Genomic DNA, 19,219 nt, shown 5'->3' with positions numbered 1-19,219 from the left:
TCACGTCACCCCCGTCGCATGCGGCTAGCCCGCCTTGCGCAATTGCCAGGCACTGACCAGACGTGCGCCAAGCCAGCCCAGTGCGGCGGCCACCAGCGGCACGGCGAGCAACAACCACAGCGGCAAGCCGCCCACATGCAGCTTGCCATCATAAGCCTGGCTCAGCTGCGCTACCGGTGCAGCCAGCGTCCACTCGATCAGGACGGCAAGACAGGCGGCCAGCAGGCCACTGAACAAGCCGTACCAGATGCCGGCGTAAAGATACGGGCGCCGGATGAAGGCGCCACTGGCGCCCACCAGCAGCAGCACACCGATTTCCTCGCTGCGGCTGGCGATGTCCACGCGCACGGTATTGCCCACCACCAGCAGCGCGGCCAGCGCCAGCAACGAGGCCAAGACCAGCACCACGCGGTTGCCGACGCCCAGCAGGGCATCCAGGCGCTGCCGCCAGGTACCACTGTCCTGCACCAGATCCACGCCACGCATGCCCCGCACATCCACCACCAGTTGCTCCAGTGCTTGGGCGGTGCTGCCGTCGCGCGGTTGCAGTTGCAAGACGTACGGCAGCGGGTTGTCATCAAGCGTCTGCAGCGCACCGGAGAAGCCCTGCATCCTGGCCAGCTCGTCCATGCCCTGCTGCGGCGTTTTCACAGCCACCGACGCCAATTCAGGCCGATCGCCCAGCTGTCTGGCCAGCAGTTGCGCTTGTGTCGCGCTCTGCCCCGGTTGCAGGAACACGCTGATGGACTGGCTCTGGCCAAGCGCGCGACCCAGTTGCTGCACATTGCCCAGCAACAGATAGAACGCCAGCGGCAACGCCAGCGCCAGGCCCATCACGGCAATCGTGAGCAGGCTGCCAAGAGGACGGGACGCCAATCGGCGCAGGCTGGAACCGGCGCTCCAGCGATGGTGTTCCTGCCAGCTGCCAAAACGGCTGCCGCGACTGTGGCCATTGCGCTGTGGCGCATCCGCCGCCACCCGCACGGATTCGGAAGACTCGCTCACAACACCTCCTGCGCTGCCAAGTCCGCCACCAGCCGGCCATGATCCAGCACGATCACCCGCTTCTTCATGCGCTTGATCAGTGGCAGGTCGTGGCTGGCAATCAGCACCGTGGTGCCGACCTGCTGGAACTCGTCGAACAGGCCCATGATTTCCACCGCCAGTTGCGGGTCGAGGTTGCCGGTGGGTTCGTCGGCGATCAGCAGGCTGGGCCGCGCCACGATCGCGCGGGCGATGCCCACGCGTTGCTGTTCGCCGGTGGACAGCGTGGCCGGCAACTGCCGTTCATAGGCAAGCAGGCCGACTTTCTCCAGCGCCGCACGCACCCGCCGCGAACGCTCCGCCCGGGCAATGCCGCCGATCACCAGGGGCAGTTCGACATTGGCAAACACGGTGCGATCAAGCAGCAGGCGGTGATCTTGGAACACCATGCCCACGTGGCGGCGCCACTTCGGAATCCCGCTGTGGCGAATCTTCGCCAGGCTCTTGCCATCGACGTTGATCACGCCGTGCGATGGCCGCTCGATCAGCCCGAGCAATTTCAGCAAGGTGCTTTTGCCGGCACCGGAATGCCCGGTGACGAAGGCCATCTCGCCCGTCGGCACCTCGAACGACAACTGCGAGAGCGCCTCATGGCCGCCCTCGTAGCGCTTGCTGACCTGGTCGAATTGGATCACCGAGCGTCCCCGAGCCTGTGTTTCGTCATATCAGTCGCAAGGATAAGGGATGCCGGCATCAAGATGACGTCTTGACGCAACAATCCAGCGCGGTTGATTCAGGACGGGCGCGAAAACGGCGCGGCAGATGCCGCGCACGTGTCGCCTGGCAGGCCGGGACGCGTCTTGCGACGTTCCCCGGTCAGCGGTCAGCGGCCGGTGAACAACTTGGTCAGGCGGCGGAACAGACCCGGCTTCTTGGGATGCGCATGTTCGACGGGCTTGCCCGAAGTCACCGCCACCTGGCGCGAAGGCCGGCTGTGCTTGGGCGCCTCGGAGGCCTGGGTCGCATTGCGATCGCGCGGCGGTCGGCGTTCGCCTCGCGGAGCACGATCACCCTCGGCGACCGTGCCCGGCGGGGTCTTCGCCTCCACACCTTCCGCGGGCGCACCTTCGCGACGGCGATTGCGACCGCCACGACGGCGCCGCGGCTTGCGCGGACCTTCGGCGGCGGCGCCACCATCAGCGGACGGTGCCGTGGCGGTCGTCTGCACCGGAACCGCTACCGGCTGTTCGGCCGCTGCGGCCGCGCCGGCATCGATCGTCGCCGGCCTGGGCTCGCGCGGCGGACGCGCAGCACCCGCGCTGCGGCTGCCGCGACTGCGTTCGCCACTGCGGCTGGAGTCGGCGCCACGACGCGGCTTTTCACCCGGACGCGGCGGCACCACGTCACCGAACGCGGCGCTGTCGGCGGCGGCATTCGCGGCGAATTCGGCGTCGACTTCGCGCGGCTTCGGCATGACCAGCAAGGCCGGATCCATCGCAGCCACCGGGATGCTCTGGCCGATATAGGTCTCGATATCCGGCAACGACATTGCGTACAGATCGCAGGCGAAGCTGATTGCGTCGCCTTCGGCACCCAGGCGAGCCGTGCGCCCGATGCGGTGCACGTAATCTTCCGCGTCATGCGGCAGGTCGTAGTTGAACACGTGGCTCACGGCCGGAATATGCAGGCCGCGGGCGGCCACGTCGGTGGCCACCAGAATGTCGAGCTGACCATCCTGGAAACGCTGCAGCAGCTTCTGCCGCTTCAACTGGGGCACGTCGCCGGAGATCGCGCCCACCCGGCAACCGTGGCGCTTGACCCGGTCGGTGACGCGCTCGGCAGCGGCCTTGGTGTTGACGAAGATGATGCTGCGCGTGGGCTTGTGCAGGTCGATCAGGTTCAGCAGCAGCGGCATCTTTTCTTCCTTGGCCGGGAAGAAGACCAGCTGGCGCACCTTGTCGGCGGTAACGTTGTCGCTCTCCACCACCAGCTTCTCGGCCTCGTGCATGTGCTCGTAGGCCAGCTCCAGCACGCGATGGCTCAGCGTGGCGGAGAACAGCAGCACCTGGCGCTGCTCGCGTGGCGGCAGGCGGCGGAAGATGAAGCGCACGTCCTTGATGAAGCCCAGATCGAACATGCGGTCGGCCTCGTCGATCACCATCACCTCGACGCTGTTGAGGCTGAACACGCCCTGCTTGTGATAGTCGAGCATGCGGCCAGGGGTGGCGATGATGATGTCGCAGCCATCCTTCAGCTGCTGGCGCTGCTTGTCGTAATCCACGCCGCCGTAGATCAGCGCGGTCTTCAGGCCGGTGTGCTGGCCGATGTTGCGCGCATCCTTGTCGATCTGGATCGCCAGCTCGCGGGTCGGCGCGATGATCAGCGCACGCGGATCGCTGTCCTTGCGGTCGGCGACGGCCGGCGTGGTCAGCAGACGATTCATCAACGCGACCAGAAAGGCGCAGGTCTTGCCGGTGCCGGTCTGGGCCTGGCCGGCAACGTCGCGGCCGGCCAAGGCCAGCGGCAGGGTCATTTCCTGGATCGGCGTGCAGCGGGTGAAACCGCTGTCGTCCAGGCCCTGCTGCAGCAGCGGATGAAGATCGAAATTGGTGAAGAAGGTATCGGTGAGTACAGTTTGGGACATATGGGGAATTCGGGACCTTTGCCTGACGGCGGCGTGATGCGCTGCACCCGTTTGTGCGGCCGACATTCGGCGCGAAACGGTGCAGGACGGGTGCGCGATGCGCAGCGAAGCGGCTCAATGCCAGGTCAACAAGATCGCGCCGCGGTGGTGAGTCCGGATGGCAGAAACACAGCGCCTGTCGCTGCCGGATTTCTGCCATCAAGACTCTGCGACGCCGTATTTGCCGGCGGCCTGACAGGCGGTCTGGAGGACCACCCTTGAATCGTGCCCAGAGTTGCGCTGGAATGAAGACCTGCCGTCGTGGCAGGACCTGTTCCGGGCTCAACCCGCGCTTCGTGGGCGCCTGAGTGTAGCCGATGACGGCCCTGCGCGTCGTCAATCCTTGTTTTCCTGCCCCTGCCACCCCATTGTTCTCGACCTGCCAGTTCTGGCCCCCAGCCACGGAGATTCCCGGTGAGCGACCTGATTACCCATGTGAACGACGACGCCTTCGAAGAGCAGGTGCTCAAGTCCGAAACCCCCGTACTGCTGGATTTCTGGGCGGAATGGTGCGGTCCGTGCAAGGCCATCGCGCCGATGCTGGACGAGCTGGCCCAGCAGTACGAAGGCAAGCTGCGCGTGGTCAAGGTCAACATCGACCAGAACCAGCAGACCCCGCGTACGTACGGCGTACGCGGCATTCCCACCCTGATGGTGTTCAAGAACGGCAAGGTCGAGGCGACCCAGATCGGCGCCGTCAGCAAGGGCCAGCTGACCCAGATGATCGACAAGGCCATCTGATCCGGTTGTTGCCAACCCGTCACCCGCAGCCTGCCCGGCGCTGTCCGGCAGGCTCGCGAGGCTTTACGCCACACCACGACGGGTGCTAGATTCCTCGCGTCCGTCGGGACAGTCCTGTCCCCTTGCGCCTTCCGCGCGACGCACACCCTCCCTCCTGTAATTCAACGGCGCCCTGCGAGGATTGCCCGTGTCTGATACCGATAACAAAACCCCGAACGACGCCAAGAGCGCCGATGCCAAGCCTGTTGCCGAAGGCAAGCCCGAGCCGCGTACCCGTGCGCCGCGCCGTACCGCCGCCGCCATTGCGGCAGCGAATGCGGAGAAGGCAGCCGGCGGCGAAAAGGCCGCCGCACCGGCACCGGCACCGGCACCAGCACCAGCCCCAGCCCCGGCACCCGCTCCGGTGCAGGCCAGCCTGCCGGTGACGAACGCGGAACCTGCTGCACCGCGCGCTGCGCAGGAACCTCGCGAGAACGGTGGCCAACAGACGCCGCCCAGCCAGAACCAGGCCACGCCGAATCAGGGCGGGCAGAACCAGGCGGCGTCCGGCTCCAACCCGAATCAGGGCCAGAACGGCGGCCAGGGTAATGGCGCTCGCGAAGGTCGTGGCCGCCGCCGACGCAATGAGCGCGGTGATCGTGGCGAGCGCAATGAGCGCAGCAATCAGCCGCAGGGCCGTCCGCAGAATCATCCGCGACCCAACCCGAACGGGCTGCCGGTCGACGATGACAACGCCGATCCCGGCAGCAACGACCGGGTCATCAACCTGACCGAGCTGAAGCGCATGAAGGCGCCACAGCTGCTCGAATTCGCCGAGTCGCTGAACGTGCACGAAGGCGTCGCCCGCGCGCGCAAGCAGGACGTGATCTTCAACGTGCTGAAGGCACACGCCCGCTCCGGCGGTGGCATCTGGGCCGAAGGCGTGCTGGAAATCCTGCAGGACGGCTTCGGCTTCATGCGCTCGGCCGACGAGTCCTACCTGGCCGGTCCGGACGACATCTACGTCAGCCCCAGCCAGATCCGCCGCTTCAACCTGCGCACCGGCGACTACATCACCGGCCGCGTGCGGCATCCGAAGGAAGGCGAGCGTTACTTCGCCATGCTGCGGGTGGAGACGATCAACGGCGATCCGCCGGAAGCGTCCAAGAACAAGATGCTGTTCGAGAACCTCACCCCGCTGTTCCCGCGCAAGGCTTTCAAGCTGGAGCGCGGCAACGGTTCGAGCGAGGACATCACCGGCCGCGTGCTCGACCTGATCGCGCCGATCGGCAAGGGCCAGCGCGGCCTGATCGTCTCCCAGCCGAAGTCCGGCAAGACGATGATGCTGCAGAACATCGCCCAGGCGATCCAGTACAACCACCCCGAAGCGCACCTGATCATGCTGTTGATCGACGAGCGCCCGGAAGAAGTCACCGAGATCGCCCGCACCGTGCGCGGCGAAGTCATCTCCTCGACCTTCGACGAACCCGCCGTGCGTCACGTGCAGGTCGCCGAGATGGTGATCGAGCGGGCCAAGCGCCTGGTCGAGCACAAGAAGGACGTGATCATCCTGCTCGACTCGATCACCCGCCTGGCGCGTGCCTACAACACCGTGATCCCCAGCTCCGGCAAGGTGCTTACCGGTGGTGTCGACGCGAACGCGCTGCAGCGCCCGAAGCGGTTCTTTGGTGCCGCCCGCAACGTCGAGGAAGGCGGCAGCCTGACCATCATCGCCACCGCGCTGACCGAAACCGGCAGCAAGATGGACGAGGTGATCTACGAGGAGTTCAAGGGCACCGGCAACATGGAAGTGCACCTGAGCCGCCGTATCTCCGAGAAGCGCGTCTACCCGGCGATCGACATCAACCGCTCCGGTACTCGCCGCGAGGACCTGCTGATCGACCCGGACATGCTGGCCAAGATCTGGATCCTGCGCAAATTGCTGCACCCGATGGACGAGCTCTCCGCGATGGAGTTCATGCTCGACAAGATGAAGAACACCAAGTCCAACGACGAGTTCTTCAATTCGATGAAGCGGTAAAGAACCGGGAATCGGTATTGGGGAGTCAACCACGACTCCCCCGCTCCAACAAAACGGCGGCCCTGGGCCGCCGTTTTGTCTTGAATGCCATGCGCCCTGACCCAGCGCAAGGCGCGCTCCATCGGGCACTGATCCAATAGGCTGAGCGGCTCGGCTCCCACGACACCCCTTTTCGTGGCGCTGCGCCGCCCCCATAGTGTCGGCTCCCCCTGCGAGGCTTCGTCCGTGTCCATACCCAGCGCCGTGAAGAGCACCCCGATTTCGGGTCGCCAGCAGCTCACCGACTATCTTGCCGCGGGGGAAAAGCCGCGCGAGGCCTGGCGCATCGGCACCGAGCACGAAAAATTCGGCTTCCGTACCGACGATCTGCGTCCACCCACCTTCGAGGGGGATCGCGGCATCAAGATGCTGCTGGAAACGCTGGCCACCCGTTACGGCTGGGACGTGGCGCGCGAGGGTGAAAACCCCGTTGCGCTGTCACGCGAAGGTGCGTCGATCACGCTCGAACCGGCCGGCCAGCTCGAATTGTCCGGCGCGATGCTGGAGACCATCCACCAGACTTGTTGCGAAGTGAATTCGCACCTGAAGGACGTGCGCTCGGTCGCCGACGAACTCGGCCTGGGTTTCCTCGGCATGGGCTTCCAGCCGAAGTGGCGCCGCGACGAGATGCCGTGGATGCCGAAGGGCCGTTACAAGATCATGCGCGAGTACATGCCCAAGGTCGGCTCGCTCGGCCTGGACATGATGACGCGCACCTGCACCGTGCAGGTGAACCTGGATTTCTCGTCCGAAGCGGACATGATCAAGAAGTTCCGCACCAGCCTGGCGCTGCAGCCGATCGCCACCGCGCTGTTCGCCGATTCGCCCTTCACCGAAGGACGTCCAAACGGCTATCTGTCGTATCGCTCGCACATCTGGACCGATACCGACAAGGACCGTACGGGCATGCTCGACTTCGTCTTCGCCGACGGCTTCGGCTACGAACGCTATGTGGACTACATTCTCGATGTGCCCATGTATTTCAGCCTGCAGAACGGTCAGTATCTCGATCTCGCCGGCCAGGATTTCAAGAAGTTCATGACTGGCGAGCTGGCCGCGCTGCCCGGCACGCATGCCACCATGAAGGACTTCGCCGATCACCTCACTACCGCGTTTCCCGAAGTGCGCCTGAAGCAGTATCTGGAAATGCGCGGTGCGGACGGCGGCCCGTGGAATCGATTGTGCGCGTTGCCCGCCTTCTGGGTCGGGCTGCTGTACGACCAGGAAGCACTGGATGCCGCCTGGGAACTGGTCAAGGATTTCACCCCGGTGGAACGGCATGTCCTGCGCGACGGCGTGCCGAAGCATGCACTGAAGCTGCCGTTCCGCGGCGGCACGGTACGTGACCTTGCCGAGGAAGCACTGAAGATCGCCGCGCACGGACTCAAGCGCCGCGCCCGTCTCAACAAGCATGGCGCCGACGAAAGCATTTTTCTGGAACCGCTGATCGAGATCGTGCAGGCCAACCAGACGCCGGCCGAGCGAAAGCTGGAGTTGTTCCACGGCGCGTGGAACGGTAGCGTGGACCCGGTGTTTCGCGAGTTTGCCTACTGAAGGATTGACCATGCTTCGCAACCTGAGCCTCACCGTCGCCGTGCTTCTGGCGGTGCCGTCGATCACCTCGGCGGCCGCGAATGACACGGCGACGCCACAGCTCAGCCAGGGCGAATTCAACCAGTGCCTCGGTGGCCTGCACCACGACAGCCAGTTCAAGTCCATCGGTGCCGACACCTGGCGTCGCTTCACCACGAACCTGGCGCCGGACGGCAGCGTGCTGCCGAAGCTGGACAAGCAGCCCGAATTCACCCTGCCCGCATGGGATTACATCGCCATACTGGCGGACCAGGAGCGGGTGGCCGACGGACGCGCTGCCTATCAGAAGTGGCTTCCGCAGCTGCGCGAGATCCAGCAACGCTACGGCGTCGATCCGGCGATCGTCGTCAGCGTGTGGGGCGTGGAAAGCAATTTCGGCAAGAACACCGGTGGCCGGCCGTTGGTGCAGTCCCTCGGTACGTTGTCGTGCTTCGGGCGACGCCAGGCGTTTTTCCGCGGGCAGTTTGCCGCCGCGTTGATCATTCTGCAGAACGGCGACATCGCACCGTTCAAATTGAACGGGTCCTGGGCGGGTGCGTTCGGGCAGACCCAGTTCATGCCGGGTACGTTTCTGACCACGGCGGTCGATTTCGACGGCGATGGTCGTCGCGACCTGGTCGACAGCGTGCCCGATGCGCTGGCCTCCACCGCCAACTTCCTGCACCGCGCGGGTTACCGCAAAGGCGAGCCCTGGGGCATGGAAGTCAAGCTGCCGAGCGGCTATGCCGGTGAATCCGGGCGCAAGGGCAAGCACGATGTCGCCTACTGGTCCGCTCGCGGCATCAGGCAAACCAACGGTCAACCACTGCCGTCGACGCTGCCCGATTCCGGCCTGCTGTTGCCGACCGGCAGCGAGGGTCCGGCGTTCCTGACCGGCAAGAACTTCGACACGATCTACAGCTACAACGCCAGCGAGAATTACGCGCTGGCGATCGCCCAGCTATCCACCCTGGTCGACAACCACAAGACCGATATCGGCTTCGTCACTCCATGGCCCACCGATGACCCGGGCCTGTCGCGCGCGGAGAACCGCGAAGTGCAAAGCCTGCTGCTCAAGCGCGGTTACGACATCGGCGAAGCCGACGGGCTGATCGGCGGCAAGACGCGTGACGCGATTCGCGCCGAACAGCAGAAGCTGGGCATGCCGGTCGATGGACGCGCCGGCAAAAAGTTTCTTGCGGCACTGCACACGCAGCCTGGCTCCTGAGTATCAGTCGCCCGCGCCCATCATCGACCAGGCGATCGGCTCGCCGGCCCGCAACGGCTTGCAGCTCTCGCCTGCCAGCGGGTAGGCATCGGGTACCGTCCACGCCTTGCGCTCGAGCGTGATGCGCTCCTGATTTCGTGGCAGACGATAGAAGTCGGGGCCGTGGAAGCTGGCAAACGCCTCCAGCTGATCCAGCTTTCCCGCCTGCTCGAACGCCTCGGCATACAGCTCGATCGCCGCATGTGCCGTATAGATGCCGGCACAACCGCATGACGACTCCTTCGCCGAACGCACATGCGGGGCACTGTCGGTGCCCAGGAAGAAGTGCCCGCTGCCACTGGTTGCCGCCTTCACCAGCGCGGCACGATGCGTCTCGCGCTTCAGGATCGGCAGACAGTAATGATGCGGATTGATCCCGCCCTCGAAGATCGCATTGCGATTGAGCAGCAGATGGTGGGCGGTAATCGTCGCCGCCAGAGTGGCCGACGCCTGGCTGACGAAGTCGACTGCGTCACTGGTGGTGATGTGCTCCAGCACCATGCGCAAACCCGGAAACCGCTCGCGCAGCGGCATCAGGTGACGTTCGATGAAGACCCGCTCGCGATCGAAGATGTCGATCTGCGGATCGGTGACCTCGCCATGCAACAACAGCGGCAGATCATGCTGCTGCATTGCCTCGAGCACGGGATACACCCGCGACAACTCGCGCACACCCGAGTCGGAATTGGTGGTGGCCCCCGCCGGGTAGTACTTCACCGCAAACACGCTGTCGCTGGCCTTGGCGCGGGCAATTTCCTCGACCGTCGTGCTTTCGGTGAGATAGAGCGTCATCAGCGGCTGGAAACTTGAGTCTTTTGGCAGGCTCGCCAGAATCCGTGCTCGATAATCCTTGGCCTGCACCACCGTGGTCACTGGCGGCTTGAGGTTCGGCATCACGATGGCGCGGGCGAAGCGCTCGGCGGTGTGGCCGATCACGGAGGCGAGTGCATCGCCATCACGCAGGTGCAGATGCCAGTCGTCGGGGCGGGTGATTTCCAGGCGTGTCGGCGTCATGGCAGGCGAACTCGGATTTGCGATCAGATTTGCAATGGTATCGCGCGAGCGTGCTTAAGGGCCTGCGTACAGGCTGGCCAGCTTGAAACGCAGAGCTTTCGTCCTCCTTCGGAAGGCGCACGAAAGCTCTTGCGTCGGCGACGCACTGGGCTGCCACAGAAACTGAACCTGCCCCGACCTCCCAGCCTCCTTCCTCTGCTAATCGGAAGCTGTGGAGCGTTCGCGGGATATGCGCGCCTTCACGCTGCCACGATGAGTCCAGAACTTCCCCGTGTCCCCCAACAGGACGTACAACGTGGCCCGATAGGCGGCGACAATTCGACCGCAATGCAGAGAGCGTATCTTTCGATAGGCCCAAACCCACCCCTTTCTGTCTGCCGCTTTATTCATGGAGCCACCCCCTTGGCTGTCATGCATGGCGGGCATGCGGCATCGCGCGATCACATCCGTGACGCGCGCAAGGTCCGATGACCGTGATCAAATCGACGCAAAGATGGCGGCTTGCGCCGCCATCCGTATCGTCTCAAATGTGATGAACATCACACATCTGGATCTTAGCGGGTGCTTGCCAAACAAAGAAGCCCGCGCATGCCACCGGCGTGTCTGCATCAACGCTTTCTGTGCCTACTCTCTCAGCCAGCGTGCGGCGTCGACCGCGTAATAGGTCAGAATCGCATCCGCCCCTGCCCGCTTCATCGAAGTCAGCGACTCCAGCACCACCGCCTTCTCATCCAGCCAGCCATTCTGCGAGGCGGCCTTCAGCATCGCGTACTCGCCGCTGACCTGATAGACGAACGTCGGCACGCCGAACGTGTCCTTTACCCGGCGCACGACATCCAGGTACGGCAGACCCGGTTTCACCATCACCGCATCCGCGCCTTCGGCGATATCCAGTTCGATTTCATGCAGGGCTTCGTTGCTGTTGCCGACATCCATCTGGTAGGTGTGCTTGTTGCCCTTGCCCAGGCTGGCCGACGAACCGACCGCGTCACGGAACGGGCCGTAGAACGCGGAGGCGTACTTGGCCGAGTACGCGAGGATGCGGGTGTGGATGTGGCCGGCGTCTTCCAGCGCTTCGCGGATCGCGCCGATGCGACCATCCATCATGTCGGACGGGGCCACGAAATCCATGCCGGCGTCGGCTTGCGCCAGCGACATCTTGATCAGTGCCTCGACGGTGGGCTCGTTCATCACGTAGCCGGTGTCGTCGATCAGGCCGTCCTGACCGTGCGTGGTGTACGGATCCAGCGCGACGTCGCCGATCAGGCCCAGCTCGGGGTACCCGGCCTTCAGCGCGCGGGTGGCGCGCTGCATCAGGCCGTCGGGGTTCCAGGCTTCGGCGGCATCCTCGCTCTTCACCGACGAACCCGGCGAGGGGAACAGTGCCAACGCCGGAATGCCGAGGCGCATGCATTCGCCGGCCAGTTTCAGCAGCTCGTCGATCGACAGCCGATCCACGCCCGGCATCGATGGCACCGGCTCGCGCTGCCCCTCGCCCTCGATCACGAAGGCGACCATGATCAGGTCGCTGGCCAGCAGGGTGTGCTCGCGCATCAGCGCGCGGGAAAAGGCGTCGCGGCGCATGCGGCGCATGCGGATGGCGGGAAAGCTCATGGCGGATCCTGACGGTGGATAACCCCGCCATTTTAGGCTACATCCGCAGCTTGCTGCCGTGCTGCGACAAGGCGCTGCACCTTTCGCGACGAGCCCGGATACCTCGCCCTAACGTTTCCGGGAGCACGCTTGCCGCTGAGATCTGTCGAGGTTCCCGCCGGAGGAATCATCATGAACAAGACCAGGCCTGCCGCCTCGACGGTCAGTCGACCCTTGCCCTTTGGCGCGCGATACCTGGGGCCGCATGCGCCCGATGAAACGCTCGACGTGACCTTGGTGTTGCGCCGCAAGAACCCGCTGGAAGCGCTGGCACCTTCCACGTCGCGCAGTGCCCGGCACGCCGATTTCGTGGCGCGCTACGGTGCCGATCCGGCCGACGTGACGCGATTGCGCGACTTCAGTCGGCAACACGACCTGCACGAACTGGCCTGTGAGCCGGGACGGCGAACGCTGCAGTTGCGCGGTACCGCGCAATCGCTGCAGCAGGCCTTCGGCGTGCAGCTGGGGCAGTACGAGCTGACGCCCGGCGGCACGCCGTATGTCGGCGCCGCACACATACCTGCCCTGCCTGACCCGGCGGTGCTCGCCGTGCTGGGGCTGGACCGGCGCCCGGTCGCGCGGCCGCATTTCCGCATCGCGCAGGCCCAACCTGCCACGACGTACACGCCGCTGCAGGTGGGCCGGCTGTACAACTTCCCCGGCGGCGACGGCAGCGGCCAGATCATCGCGATCATCGAGCTCGGGGGCGGTTACCTAGCGGCCGACCTGGCTACGTACTTCAAGGGACTTGGCCTGGTCACGCCTGCCGTGAGCACGGTTTCCGTCGATGGCGGCAGCAACCAGCCGGGTGGCGACGCAGACGCGGAAGTGATGCTGGACATCGAGGTTTCCGGCGCACTGGCTCCGGCGGCAAAGTTCGTCGTCTACTTCACCACGAACACCGACCAGGGTTTCTACAATGCGATCTCGCAGGCCGCGCACAGCACCAGTCAGCCGGCCACGGTCATGTCGATCAGTTGGGGTGGCCCCGAGGACAGCTGGAGTGCGGCATCGCGCGATGCCATGGAATCCGCGCTGGAGGATGCGGTCGCGCTCGGCGTGACGGTGACCGTGGCGGCCGGCGACAGCGGTGACACCGACGGCGAGAGCGATGGCCTGCCGCATGTGGATTTCCCCGCTTCCAGCCCCTCCGTGCTGGCTTGCGGGGGCACGAAGCTGCTGGGCAGCGGCAGCAAGATCGGCAGCGAAGTGGTGTGGAACCAGATCGCCGGCAATGAGGGTGCCACGGGCGGTGGCGTCAGTGCCGTGTTCGCGCTGCCTGCATGGCAGGCAGGCTCGAAAGTACCGACCACCGCAGCCGGCTTCGCCGGACGCGGCGTGCCCGATGTCGCCGGTAACGCGGATCCCCTCACCGGCTACGACGTGCGCGTCGACGGCAAGAACGAAGTCATCGGCGGCACCAGCGCGGTGGCGCCGTTGTGGGCGGCGCTGGTTGCGCGCCTCAACCAGCAACTCGGCCATCCGCTGGGCGCTGCCCACGCCACCCTCTACGGCGCCGGCACGAAGGGGTTCCGCGACATCATCCAGGGCAACAACGGCGCGTATGCCGCCGGCCCGGGCTGGGATGCCTGCACCGGGCTGGGCAGCCCGAACGGAGTGGACTTGCTCGGCGCGCTGCAAGGGGCCGCTCCAGCTCCCGCGCCGGCGCCGGCTCACAAAAAGCACAAGAAGCCCGCGAAGCCTCCTGCCTCCGGCCACAAGCCGCCGAACGGCAAATCGTCGAGCTGACCGGCGCCCCATCCCTCGTCCACTATTCCGGATCCTCAGGAGTGCTGGACGATGGCCTGCATTCACGGCAGGCTTGCTGTCTTGCGCGCCCTCATGGAGATCCGATGCACGTTCCCGCCGCCCCCACCCTGCTCGTCGACCTCGGCGGCACCAACGTTCGTTTCGGGGTGGCCAACCCCTCGCACGACAAGCCGCTAATGACCGACAGCATCCGGCGCTACCGGGTGGCCGAGCACGACTCCCTGGTCTCCACCGCGAAGCAGTACCTCGCCGACACCGGGCTGGAAGTACGCCGCGCCATCGTGGCCGCCGCCGGTCGCATCGTCGACGGGGAGACGGTCAAGGTCACCAACAATCCGTGGGCGATCTCGGCGCACCAGACGGCCGCGGCTTTGCGACTGGAACGGGTTCACCTGGTCAACGATTTCGCCGCGCAGAGCATGGCGGTGACCCTGCTGCAAGGCGACGATCTGGTCGACGTGGGGCCCATGCCACGTCCGGTGATCGGGGCCGAGAAGGAGCAGACTTTCGCCATCGTGGGGCCCGGTACCGGCCTCGGCGTGGGCGGCCTGCTGGTCCGCCAGGGCCATTGCAGCGTGCTGCAGACCGAGGGCGGCCACGCCGGCTTCGCGGCGCATACGCCGGAAGACATCGCCATCCTCGATTACCTCAACCACAAATACGGCCGCGTCTCCAACGAACGGCTGATCTGTGGTCAGGGTCTGGTCAATCTTTACGACGCCATCTGTCACATGGTCGGTGCCACACCGGCAGATCTGAAGCCGGAAGACATTACCGCGCGCGCCAAGGATGGCAGCTGCCCGCTGTGCACGCGCACGGTGGAAACTTTCGCCGGCATTTTCGGCAGCGTGGCCGGTGACCTGGTGTTGACTCTGGGTGCATGGGATGGTGTTTACCTTACCGGCGGGCTGATTCCGATCCTGCTGCCGTGGCTGGAACGTGGCCGCTTCCGCGAGCGTTTCGAGGCCAAGGGGCGCTTCCGCGACATCATGGAAAAGGTGCCGACCCAGGCCATCATGAATCCCGAACCGGGCCTGCTCGGCGCGGCCGCGCTGGCGGCGCTGGAATCGGGTCGATCGCTGTTGCACAACTCCTGAACCGCCCCCTGACTTCGGAAGCCCTCATGCCTCGCCGCGATACCGCTTTCCTGTTCGACCTCGACGGTACCCTGATCGACAGCGTGTACCAGCATGTGCTGGCCTGGAAGGAAGCGCTGGACCGCGAAGGCGTGGAACTGTCGGTATGGCGCATCCACCGCAAGATCGGCATGAGCGGCGGATTGTTCGCCAACATGCTGTTGCGCGAGACCGGACTGGCCATCACCGATGATCGACTCGAGCGCCTGCGTCGCTGGCATGCCGAGGCGTTCAACCGTCAGCACGCGCTGGGAGCCGTGCGACCGCTGCCGGGAGCACGCGAGCTGCTTGATTACCTCACTGCGCAAGATATTCCGTGGGCGATCGCGACCAGTGGACGGATGGAAACCGCCGCGCCGAATCTGCAGGCACTTGGCGTGGACCCGGCGAAGGTGCCGGTGGTGACGCGCGACCAGGTGCGCCATGCAAAGCCCGACCCTGACCTGTTCATCGCCGCTGCCGATCGCCTTGGCGTGGACATCCAGCGATCACTGGTGATCGGCGACAGTGTGTGGGACATGCTGGCCGCGCAGCGAGCGCGTGCCCTGGGCGTCGGCGTACTGAGCGGCGGCTACGGCCTGGCCGAATTGCAACAGTCGGGCGCGTTCCGCGTCTACGATGATCCGGCCGATCTGCTGCGTCACGTGGACGAAGTCGCCGCCCGCGACTGAGCAGGCTCACTGCAGCTGAACCGTCATGCGGCAGCCAATGAAAAGTTAATCACCAGCATCACGCCACGCAGTAGGCTGCCGATCTGTCACGTCCTTACCGTCAAGGGAGCCGCCCATGCGTCGACTTCTCGCCAGCCTGCCATTCGCGTTGTTGCTCAGCGCGTGCTCGCCCGCGCCATCCCCTCCTTCGGCCACCGCGCAAACTGCGCCGGCCAATGCCGCCCTGGGCTCTCCCCAGTGGTATGCCTGGGTCGACCAGACGCTGTCTGTCACTGACAGCGATGGCCATGGCCCCGACCGCGGCTCGCCGGAGTGGAACCAGGCAGTGCAACGCAAACTGGGCCAGGAGGCGCCGCAATCGCAACCCGGTTCACCGGAATGGCAGCAATCGGTTGATGCGTTGCTGCGTACCCGCGCGGTCGGCCCGAAATAGCCGTCCATTGCCTGACATCCGCCGCCCGCGGCAGTTCATATCGACGCGCGATCGTCGACGCCCTGCGCGCCGGCCGTTCGAATTCGGCGTTGCGTCTGCGGCGCCGACATTCGGGCCATGTGTCCGGGAAGATGAGCTGGCAGGGGCGTAACCCGAAAGTTGATTTCGCCAGTCAGCCCGGCGCCAGCAGCGTATCCAGGTCGCTCTGGTCGAAGCTCAGTTTCTGCCGACTGCCGCCGCCTTCGAGCACGGCCGCGGCCAGTTCGGCCTTGCGCAGCTTCAACTCTTCGATGCGCTCTTCCACGGTGCCCGAGGTGATCAGGCGGAACACGAACACCGGCTTGTCCTGGCCGATGCGGTGGGCGCGATCGCTGGCTTGTGCCTCGGCCGCCGGATTCCACCACGGGTCGTAGTGGATCACGGTGTCGGCGGCGGTGAGGTTCAGCCCCACGCCGCCGGCTTTCAGCGACAGCAGGAACAGCGGTACGTCGCCGTTCTGGAAACGCTGGACCGGTTCGGCGCGATCGCGGGTCTCGCCGGTGAGCGTGACATAGCGAATGCGGCGGCGATCGAGCTCGGCGGCGATCAATTTCAGCATGCCGGTGAACTGCGAAAACAGCAGCACCTTGCGGCCTTCGTCGAGCAGTGCCGGCAGCATGTCCATCAGCAATTCGAACTTGGCCGATTCGTGCACGCCGCGTGCCGCTTCCAGTTTCACCAGGCGCGGATCGCAGCAGACCTGGCGCAGCTTGAGCAGCGCATCCAGCACCACGATGCCGGAATGCGAAATGCCGCGCTGCGCGATCACTTCCCGCAACTCCTCGGCAAGTGCCAGACGCAGGCCTTCGTAGAGTTCGCGTTGGCGGCCTTCGAGTACGACCCGACGAGTGATCTCGGTCTTCGGCGGCAGCTCGGTTGCCACCTGCCCCTTGGTCCGGCGCAGGATGAAGGGGGCAAGGCGCAGGTTCAGGCGCTGCTGGCATTCCTCGTCGTGCTGCTTTTCGATGGGCACGCGATAGAAACGCCGGAACGCGCTTTCGTCGCCGAGCAGGCCGGGTACGGCCAGATCGATCTGCGACCACAGCTCGCCCAGATGGTTTTCCAGCGGCGTGCCGGTAAGGCAGACGTAACGCGGCGTGCGCAGGCTGAGCAGGGCCCGCCGCGCCTGGGTCCGCGGGTTCTTCACCTGCTGCGCCTCGTCCAGCACGATCAACGCGAACGGCTGCTGGCGCAGCGCGACGACGTCGCGCGGCAACAGCGCATAACTGGTCAGCACGATGTCCTGCGCGCCCAGCTGATCAAATTCCTCGGCGCGCTGCGGGCCGTGCAGGGTAAGCACCTGCAGCATCGGCGCGAAGCGCGCGATCTCCGATTGCCAGTTCGGGATCAGGCTGGTCGGCACCACGATCAGCGCCGGCTGGGTCAGTGCGCCGCACTGCTTCAGCGACAGCAAGTGGGTGATCAGCTGCAGCGTCTTGCCCAGGCCCATGTCGTCGGCCAGCACGCCGCCCACGCCGGCTTCGGCCAGCGCGTTCAGCCAGCGCAGGCCTTCGCGCTGGTAGGGCCGCATCTCGACGGTCAGGCCTTCGGGCACCGCGTCGCTGGCGCGCTCGGCCGCGTCGCGCAGACGCTTGGCGAAGCCGAACAACGGCTCGGCGGCTTCCAGCTGGCCGCCGCCGGGCATGGCCGCGGCCAGTTCCTCCAACCGGCCCGCCTGCACCCGCGGCAGGTGAAGCTTCTTGCGCGGCTTCTCCAGGTATTCGGCCAGCGGCGCCAGCAACCCGCGCAACTCTTTCAACCGGATCGGCACGCGCCGGCGCGTGTCGACCGGTGCATACCACACGGCGTCTTCCGGCTCGTTGGGGGCCGGACTCAGGTTCAACTGATGCTCGGCCAGCGCCTGCGCCACCGCCGGCAGCAGGTTGTGTCGCTGCCCGTCCAGCTCGATGCCGATCTCCAGATCGAAGGCATGGTCGTCGGTATCCTCCACCGCGTGGCCGTACCAGCGCACCGGACCTTCCAGCACCTCGAACGGGAAACTGGGCGCGTATTCGATCTGGAAGTTCTCGACCTCCAGCTTGGGCCGCAACGCCAGCCAGCGCGCGGGCGTGTTGACCTCCAGCGCACCGGCATAGCCGGTGCCGGGGAACAGCCACGCATCGTCGGGCAGGGTTTCGGCGACATCCCAGGGCAACCCCTCGGTGTCCACGCCGGGAGTGAGTCCGGCACGTTCGAGCTGTTCCATGGCGGAAAGCTCTTCGGCGCGACGACGGTTGATCTCGACCAGCTCTCCGTTGCGCACGCGGCGTACCAGTGGTTCGCCACCGCGTCCAGGCAAACGCTCGCCCGCATAGTCAAAGGCGAGGCGTGCATAGCCCAGGGGCGGCGTACCGGCCGCCAACCGCGCATGGCGGGTCAGCGCGTGCAGAACCACGATCGGCCTGGGTGCCAGCTCGGAACGCAGCACTTCGCCGAATACCTGGGGCAACGGCACCCGGGTTGCCAGCCGGCTGCCACCCAGGCGCTGGCGCAGACGGCGACCGTGCTCGTGTTTCAGCAACGGCAGATCGAGCCAGCTTGTTTCCTCGGCAGGTGCCTCCAGGCGGCCCATCGTGGCGCGCTCGACATCGAGATACCAAAGACTGTCGATGCGCAGCAGACGCTGGTTGTGCGGCAGCACCGGCGACAGGCGCTGGCTGCCGTCCGGCTCCATCTGCCAATGCCAGTTGAGCTGGTGCGATTTGCCGCGCGACAAGCGCAACCCGGCCAGACCCCCGAGAAAGCTGGGCGCCGTATCGAGAATTTCGGCCAGCAGGGTATCGCCGACGTGTCCGGCCAGACGCGCGTAGCTGCGCCCCTTGCGGACGCTCTGCGGCAAACCGAGCATGGTGGCGGCCAGGCGTTGTTCGTGCGGCTGCAACGGCGACTGCGCCAGGTGTCGACTGTCGAGCGGGACCGGTCGCGCGTAGCGCCCGTGCTCGACGCTGCTGAGCAGCACCGGAGCCACCTCCAGCCGCATGAAGGCAGCGCCCTCTTCGGGCATCACTTCCAGAAAGAAACCGAGCACGCCGTGCTCGTCCGCCACGACCGGCTTTGGCGCAGCCAGCAGCCGTCGCCATGCCTGCGGCAAGGCTTCGTCGTCGCCGGGTGGCGCGCTGGCGACGTGCTGCTTTTCGTCCGGTTGCGGCATGCGCATGCGATCCGTGGCGACGACCAAAACATTGAGCTTAGCAGTG

14 protein-coding genes are annotated in these 19,219 nt (G+C 65.7%); 8 read left to right on the top strand and 6 right to left on the bottom strand.

What is annotated here, in order from left to right:
• Positions 1-24: 24 nt before the first annotated feature.
• The 3 genes from ftsX to ACVWWQ_RS06825 form a co-directional block, all read right to left on the bottom strand.
• On the bottom strand, positions 25-978 hold the full coding sequence (ftsX, locus tag ACVWWQ_RS06835) for a permease-like cell division protein FtsX (protein WP_457383404.1): 954 nt from the start codon (positions 976-978) through the stop codon (positions 25-27).
• Positions 979-1,001: 23 nt separating this feature from the next.
• Entirely contained in the window at positions 1,002-1,679 is a 678-nt protein-coding gene (gene ftsE, locus ACVWWQ_RS06830) for a cell division ATP-binding protein FtsE (RefSeq protein ID WP_133948555.1), read from the bottom strand.
• Positions 1,680-1,867: 188 nt separating this feature from the next.
• Positions 1,868-3,628, bottom strand: coding sequence for a DEAD/DEAH box helicase (locus tag ACVWWQ_RS06825; RefSeq protein WP_133948557.1), 1,761 nt, complete (start codon positions 3,626-3,628; stop codon positions 1,868-1,870).
• A gap of 453 nt (positions 3,629-4,081) precedes the next feature.
• Here ACVWWQ_RS06825 and trxA point away from each other — a divergent pair, with 453 nt between their 5' ends.
• The 4 genes from trxA (at position 4,082) to ACVWWQ_RS06805 (ending at position 9,267) form a co-directional block, all read left to right on the top strand.
• A complete protein-coding gene (trxA, locus tag ACVWWQ_RS06820; RefSeq protein WP_099652973.1) occupies positions 4,082-4,408 on the top strand; it encodes a thioredoxin TrxA in 327 nt (108 codons plus the stop codon).
• 187 nt (positions 4,409-4,595) lie between these two features.
• Positions 4,596-6,428 (top strand): transcription termination factor Rho, encoded by a 1,833-nt coding sequence (gene rho, locus ACVWWQ_RS06815; protein ID WP_133948559.1) that lies wholly within the window; start codon positions 4,596-4,598, stop codon positions 6,426-6,428.
• A 225-nt stretch (positions 6,429-6,653) separates the two neighbouring features.
• Entirely contained in the window at positions 6,654-8,021 is a 1,368-nt protein-coding gene (locus tag ACVWWQ_RS06810; protein WP_133948561.1) for a glutamate--cysteine ligase, read from the top strand.
• Between the two features lie 10 nt (positions 8,022-8,031).
• Positions 8,032-9,267 carry a lytic murein transglycosylase gene (locus tag ACVWWQ_RS06805; protein WP_133948563.1) on the top strand — a complete coding sequence of 412 codons (1,236 nt, stop codon included), beginning with the start codon at positions 8,032-8,034 and terminating at the stop codon, positions 9,265-9,267.
• Positions 9,268-9,270: 3 nt separating this feature from the next.
• Here the strand turns inward: ACVWWQ_RS06805 and pyrC are convergent, their stop codons facing one another.
• Positions 9,271-10,320 carry a dihydroorotase gene (gene pyrC / locus ACVWWQ_RS06800; protein WP_133948565.1) on the bottom strand — a complete coding sequence of 350 codons (1,050 nt, stop codon included), beginning with the start codon at positions 10,318-10,320 and terminating at the stop codon, positions 9,271-9,273.
• Positions 10,321-10,944: 624 nt separating this feature from the next.
• Entirely contained in the window at positions 10,945-11,934 is a 990-nt protein-coding gene (gene hemB, locus ACVWWQ_RS06795) for a porphobilinogen synthase (RefSeq protein ID WP_099652979.1), read from the bottom strand.
• A 171-nt stretch (positions 11,935-12,105) separates the two neighbouring features.
• Here hemB and ACVWWQ_RS06790 point away from each other — a divergent pair, with 171 nt between their 5' ends.
• The 4 genes from ACVWWQ_RS06790 to ACVWWQ_RS06775 all read left to right on the top strand — a co-directional run bounded on the left by ACVWWQ_RS06790 (position 12,106) and on the right by ACVWWQ_RS06775 (position 15,983).
• Entirely contained in the window at positions 12,106-13,722 is a 1,617-nt protein-coding gene (locus ACVWWQ_RS06790) for a S53 family peptidase (protein ID WP_133948569.1), read from the top strand.
• Positions 13,723-13,826: 104 nt separating this feature from the next.
• The gene (gene glk, locus ACVWWQ_RS06785; RefSeq protein WP_133948571.1) at positions 13,827-14,840 is read left to right on the top strand and encodes a glucokinase; all 1,014 of its coding nucleotides are present in this window, start codon (positions 13,827-13,829) and stop codon (positions 14,838-14,840) included.
• Between the two features lie 26 nt (positions 14,841-14,866).
• A complete protein-coding gene (locus ACVWWQ_RS06780; RefSeq protein ID WP_133948573.1) occupies positions 14,867-15,550 on the top strand; it encodes an HAD family hydrolase in 684 nt (227 codons plus the stop codon).
• Positions 15,551-15,665: 115 nt separating this feature from the next.
• A complete protein-coding gene (locus ACVWWQ_RS06775) occupies positions 15,666-15,983 on the top strand; it encodes a hypothetical protein (protein WP_133948575.1) in 318 nt (105 codons plus the stop codon).
• Positions 15,984-16,155: 172 nt separating this feature from the next.
• On the opposite strand, the gene ACVWWQ_RS06770 is transcribed toward ACVWWQ_RS06775, so the two are convergent.
• Complete coding sequence (locus tag ACVWWQ_RS06770) at positions 16,156-19,173, bottom strand: DEAD/DEAH box helicase (RefSeq protein WP_457383339.1); 3,018 nt, start codon at positions 19,171-19,173, stop codon at positions 16,156-16,158.
• Positions 19,174-19,219 lie beyond the last annotated feature (46 nt).

Source organism: Rhodanobacter sp. TND4EL1 (assembly GCF_054061035.1).
This window is presented reverse-complemented; position numbering and strand designations above follow the sequence as displayed.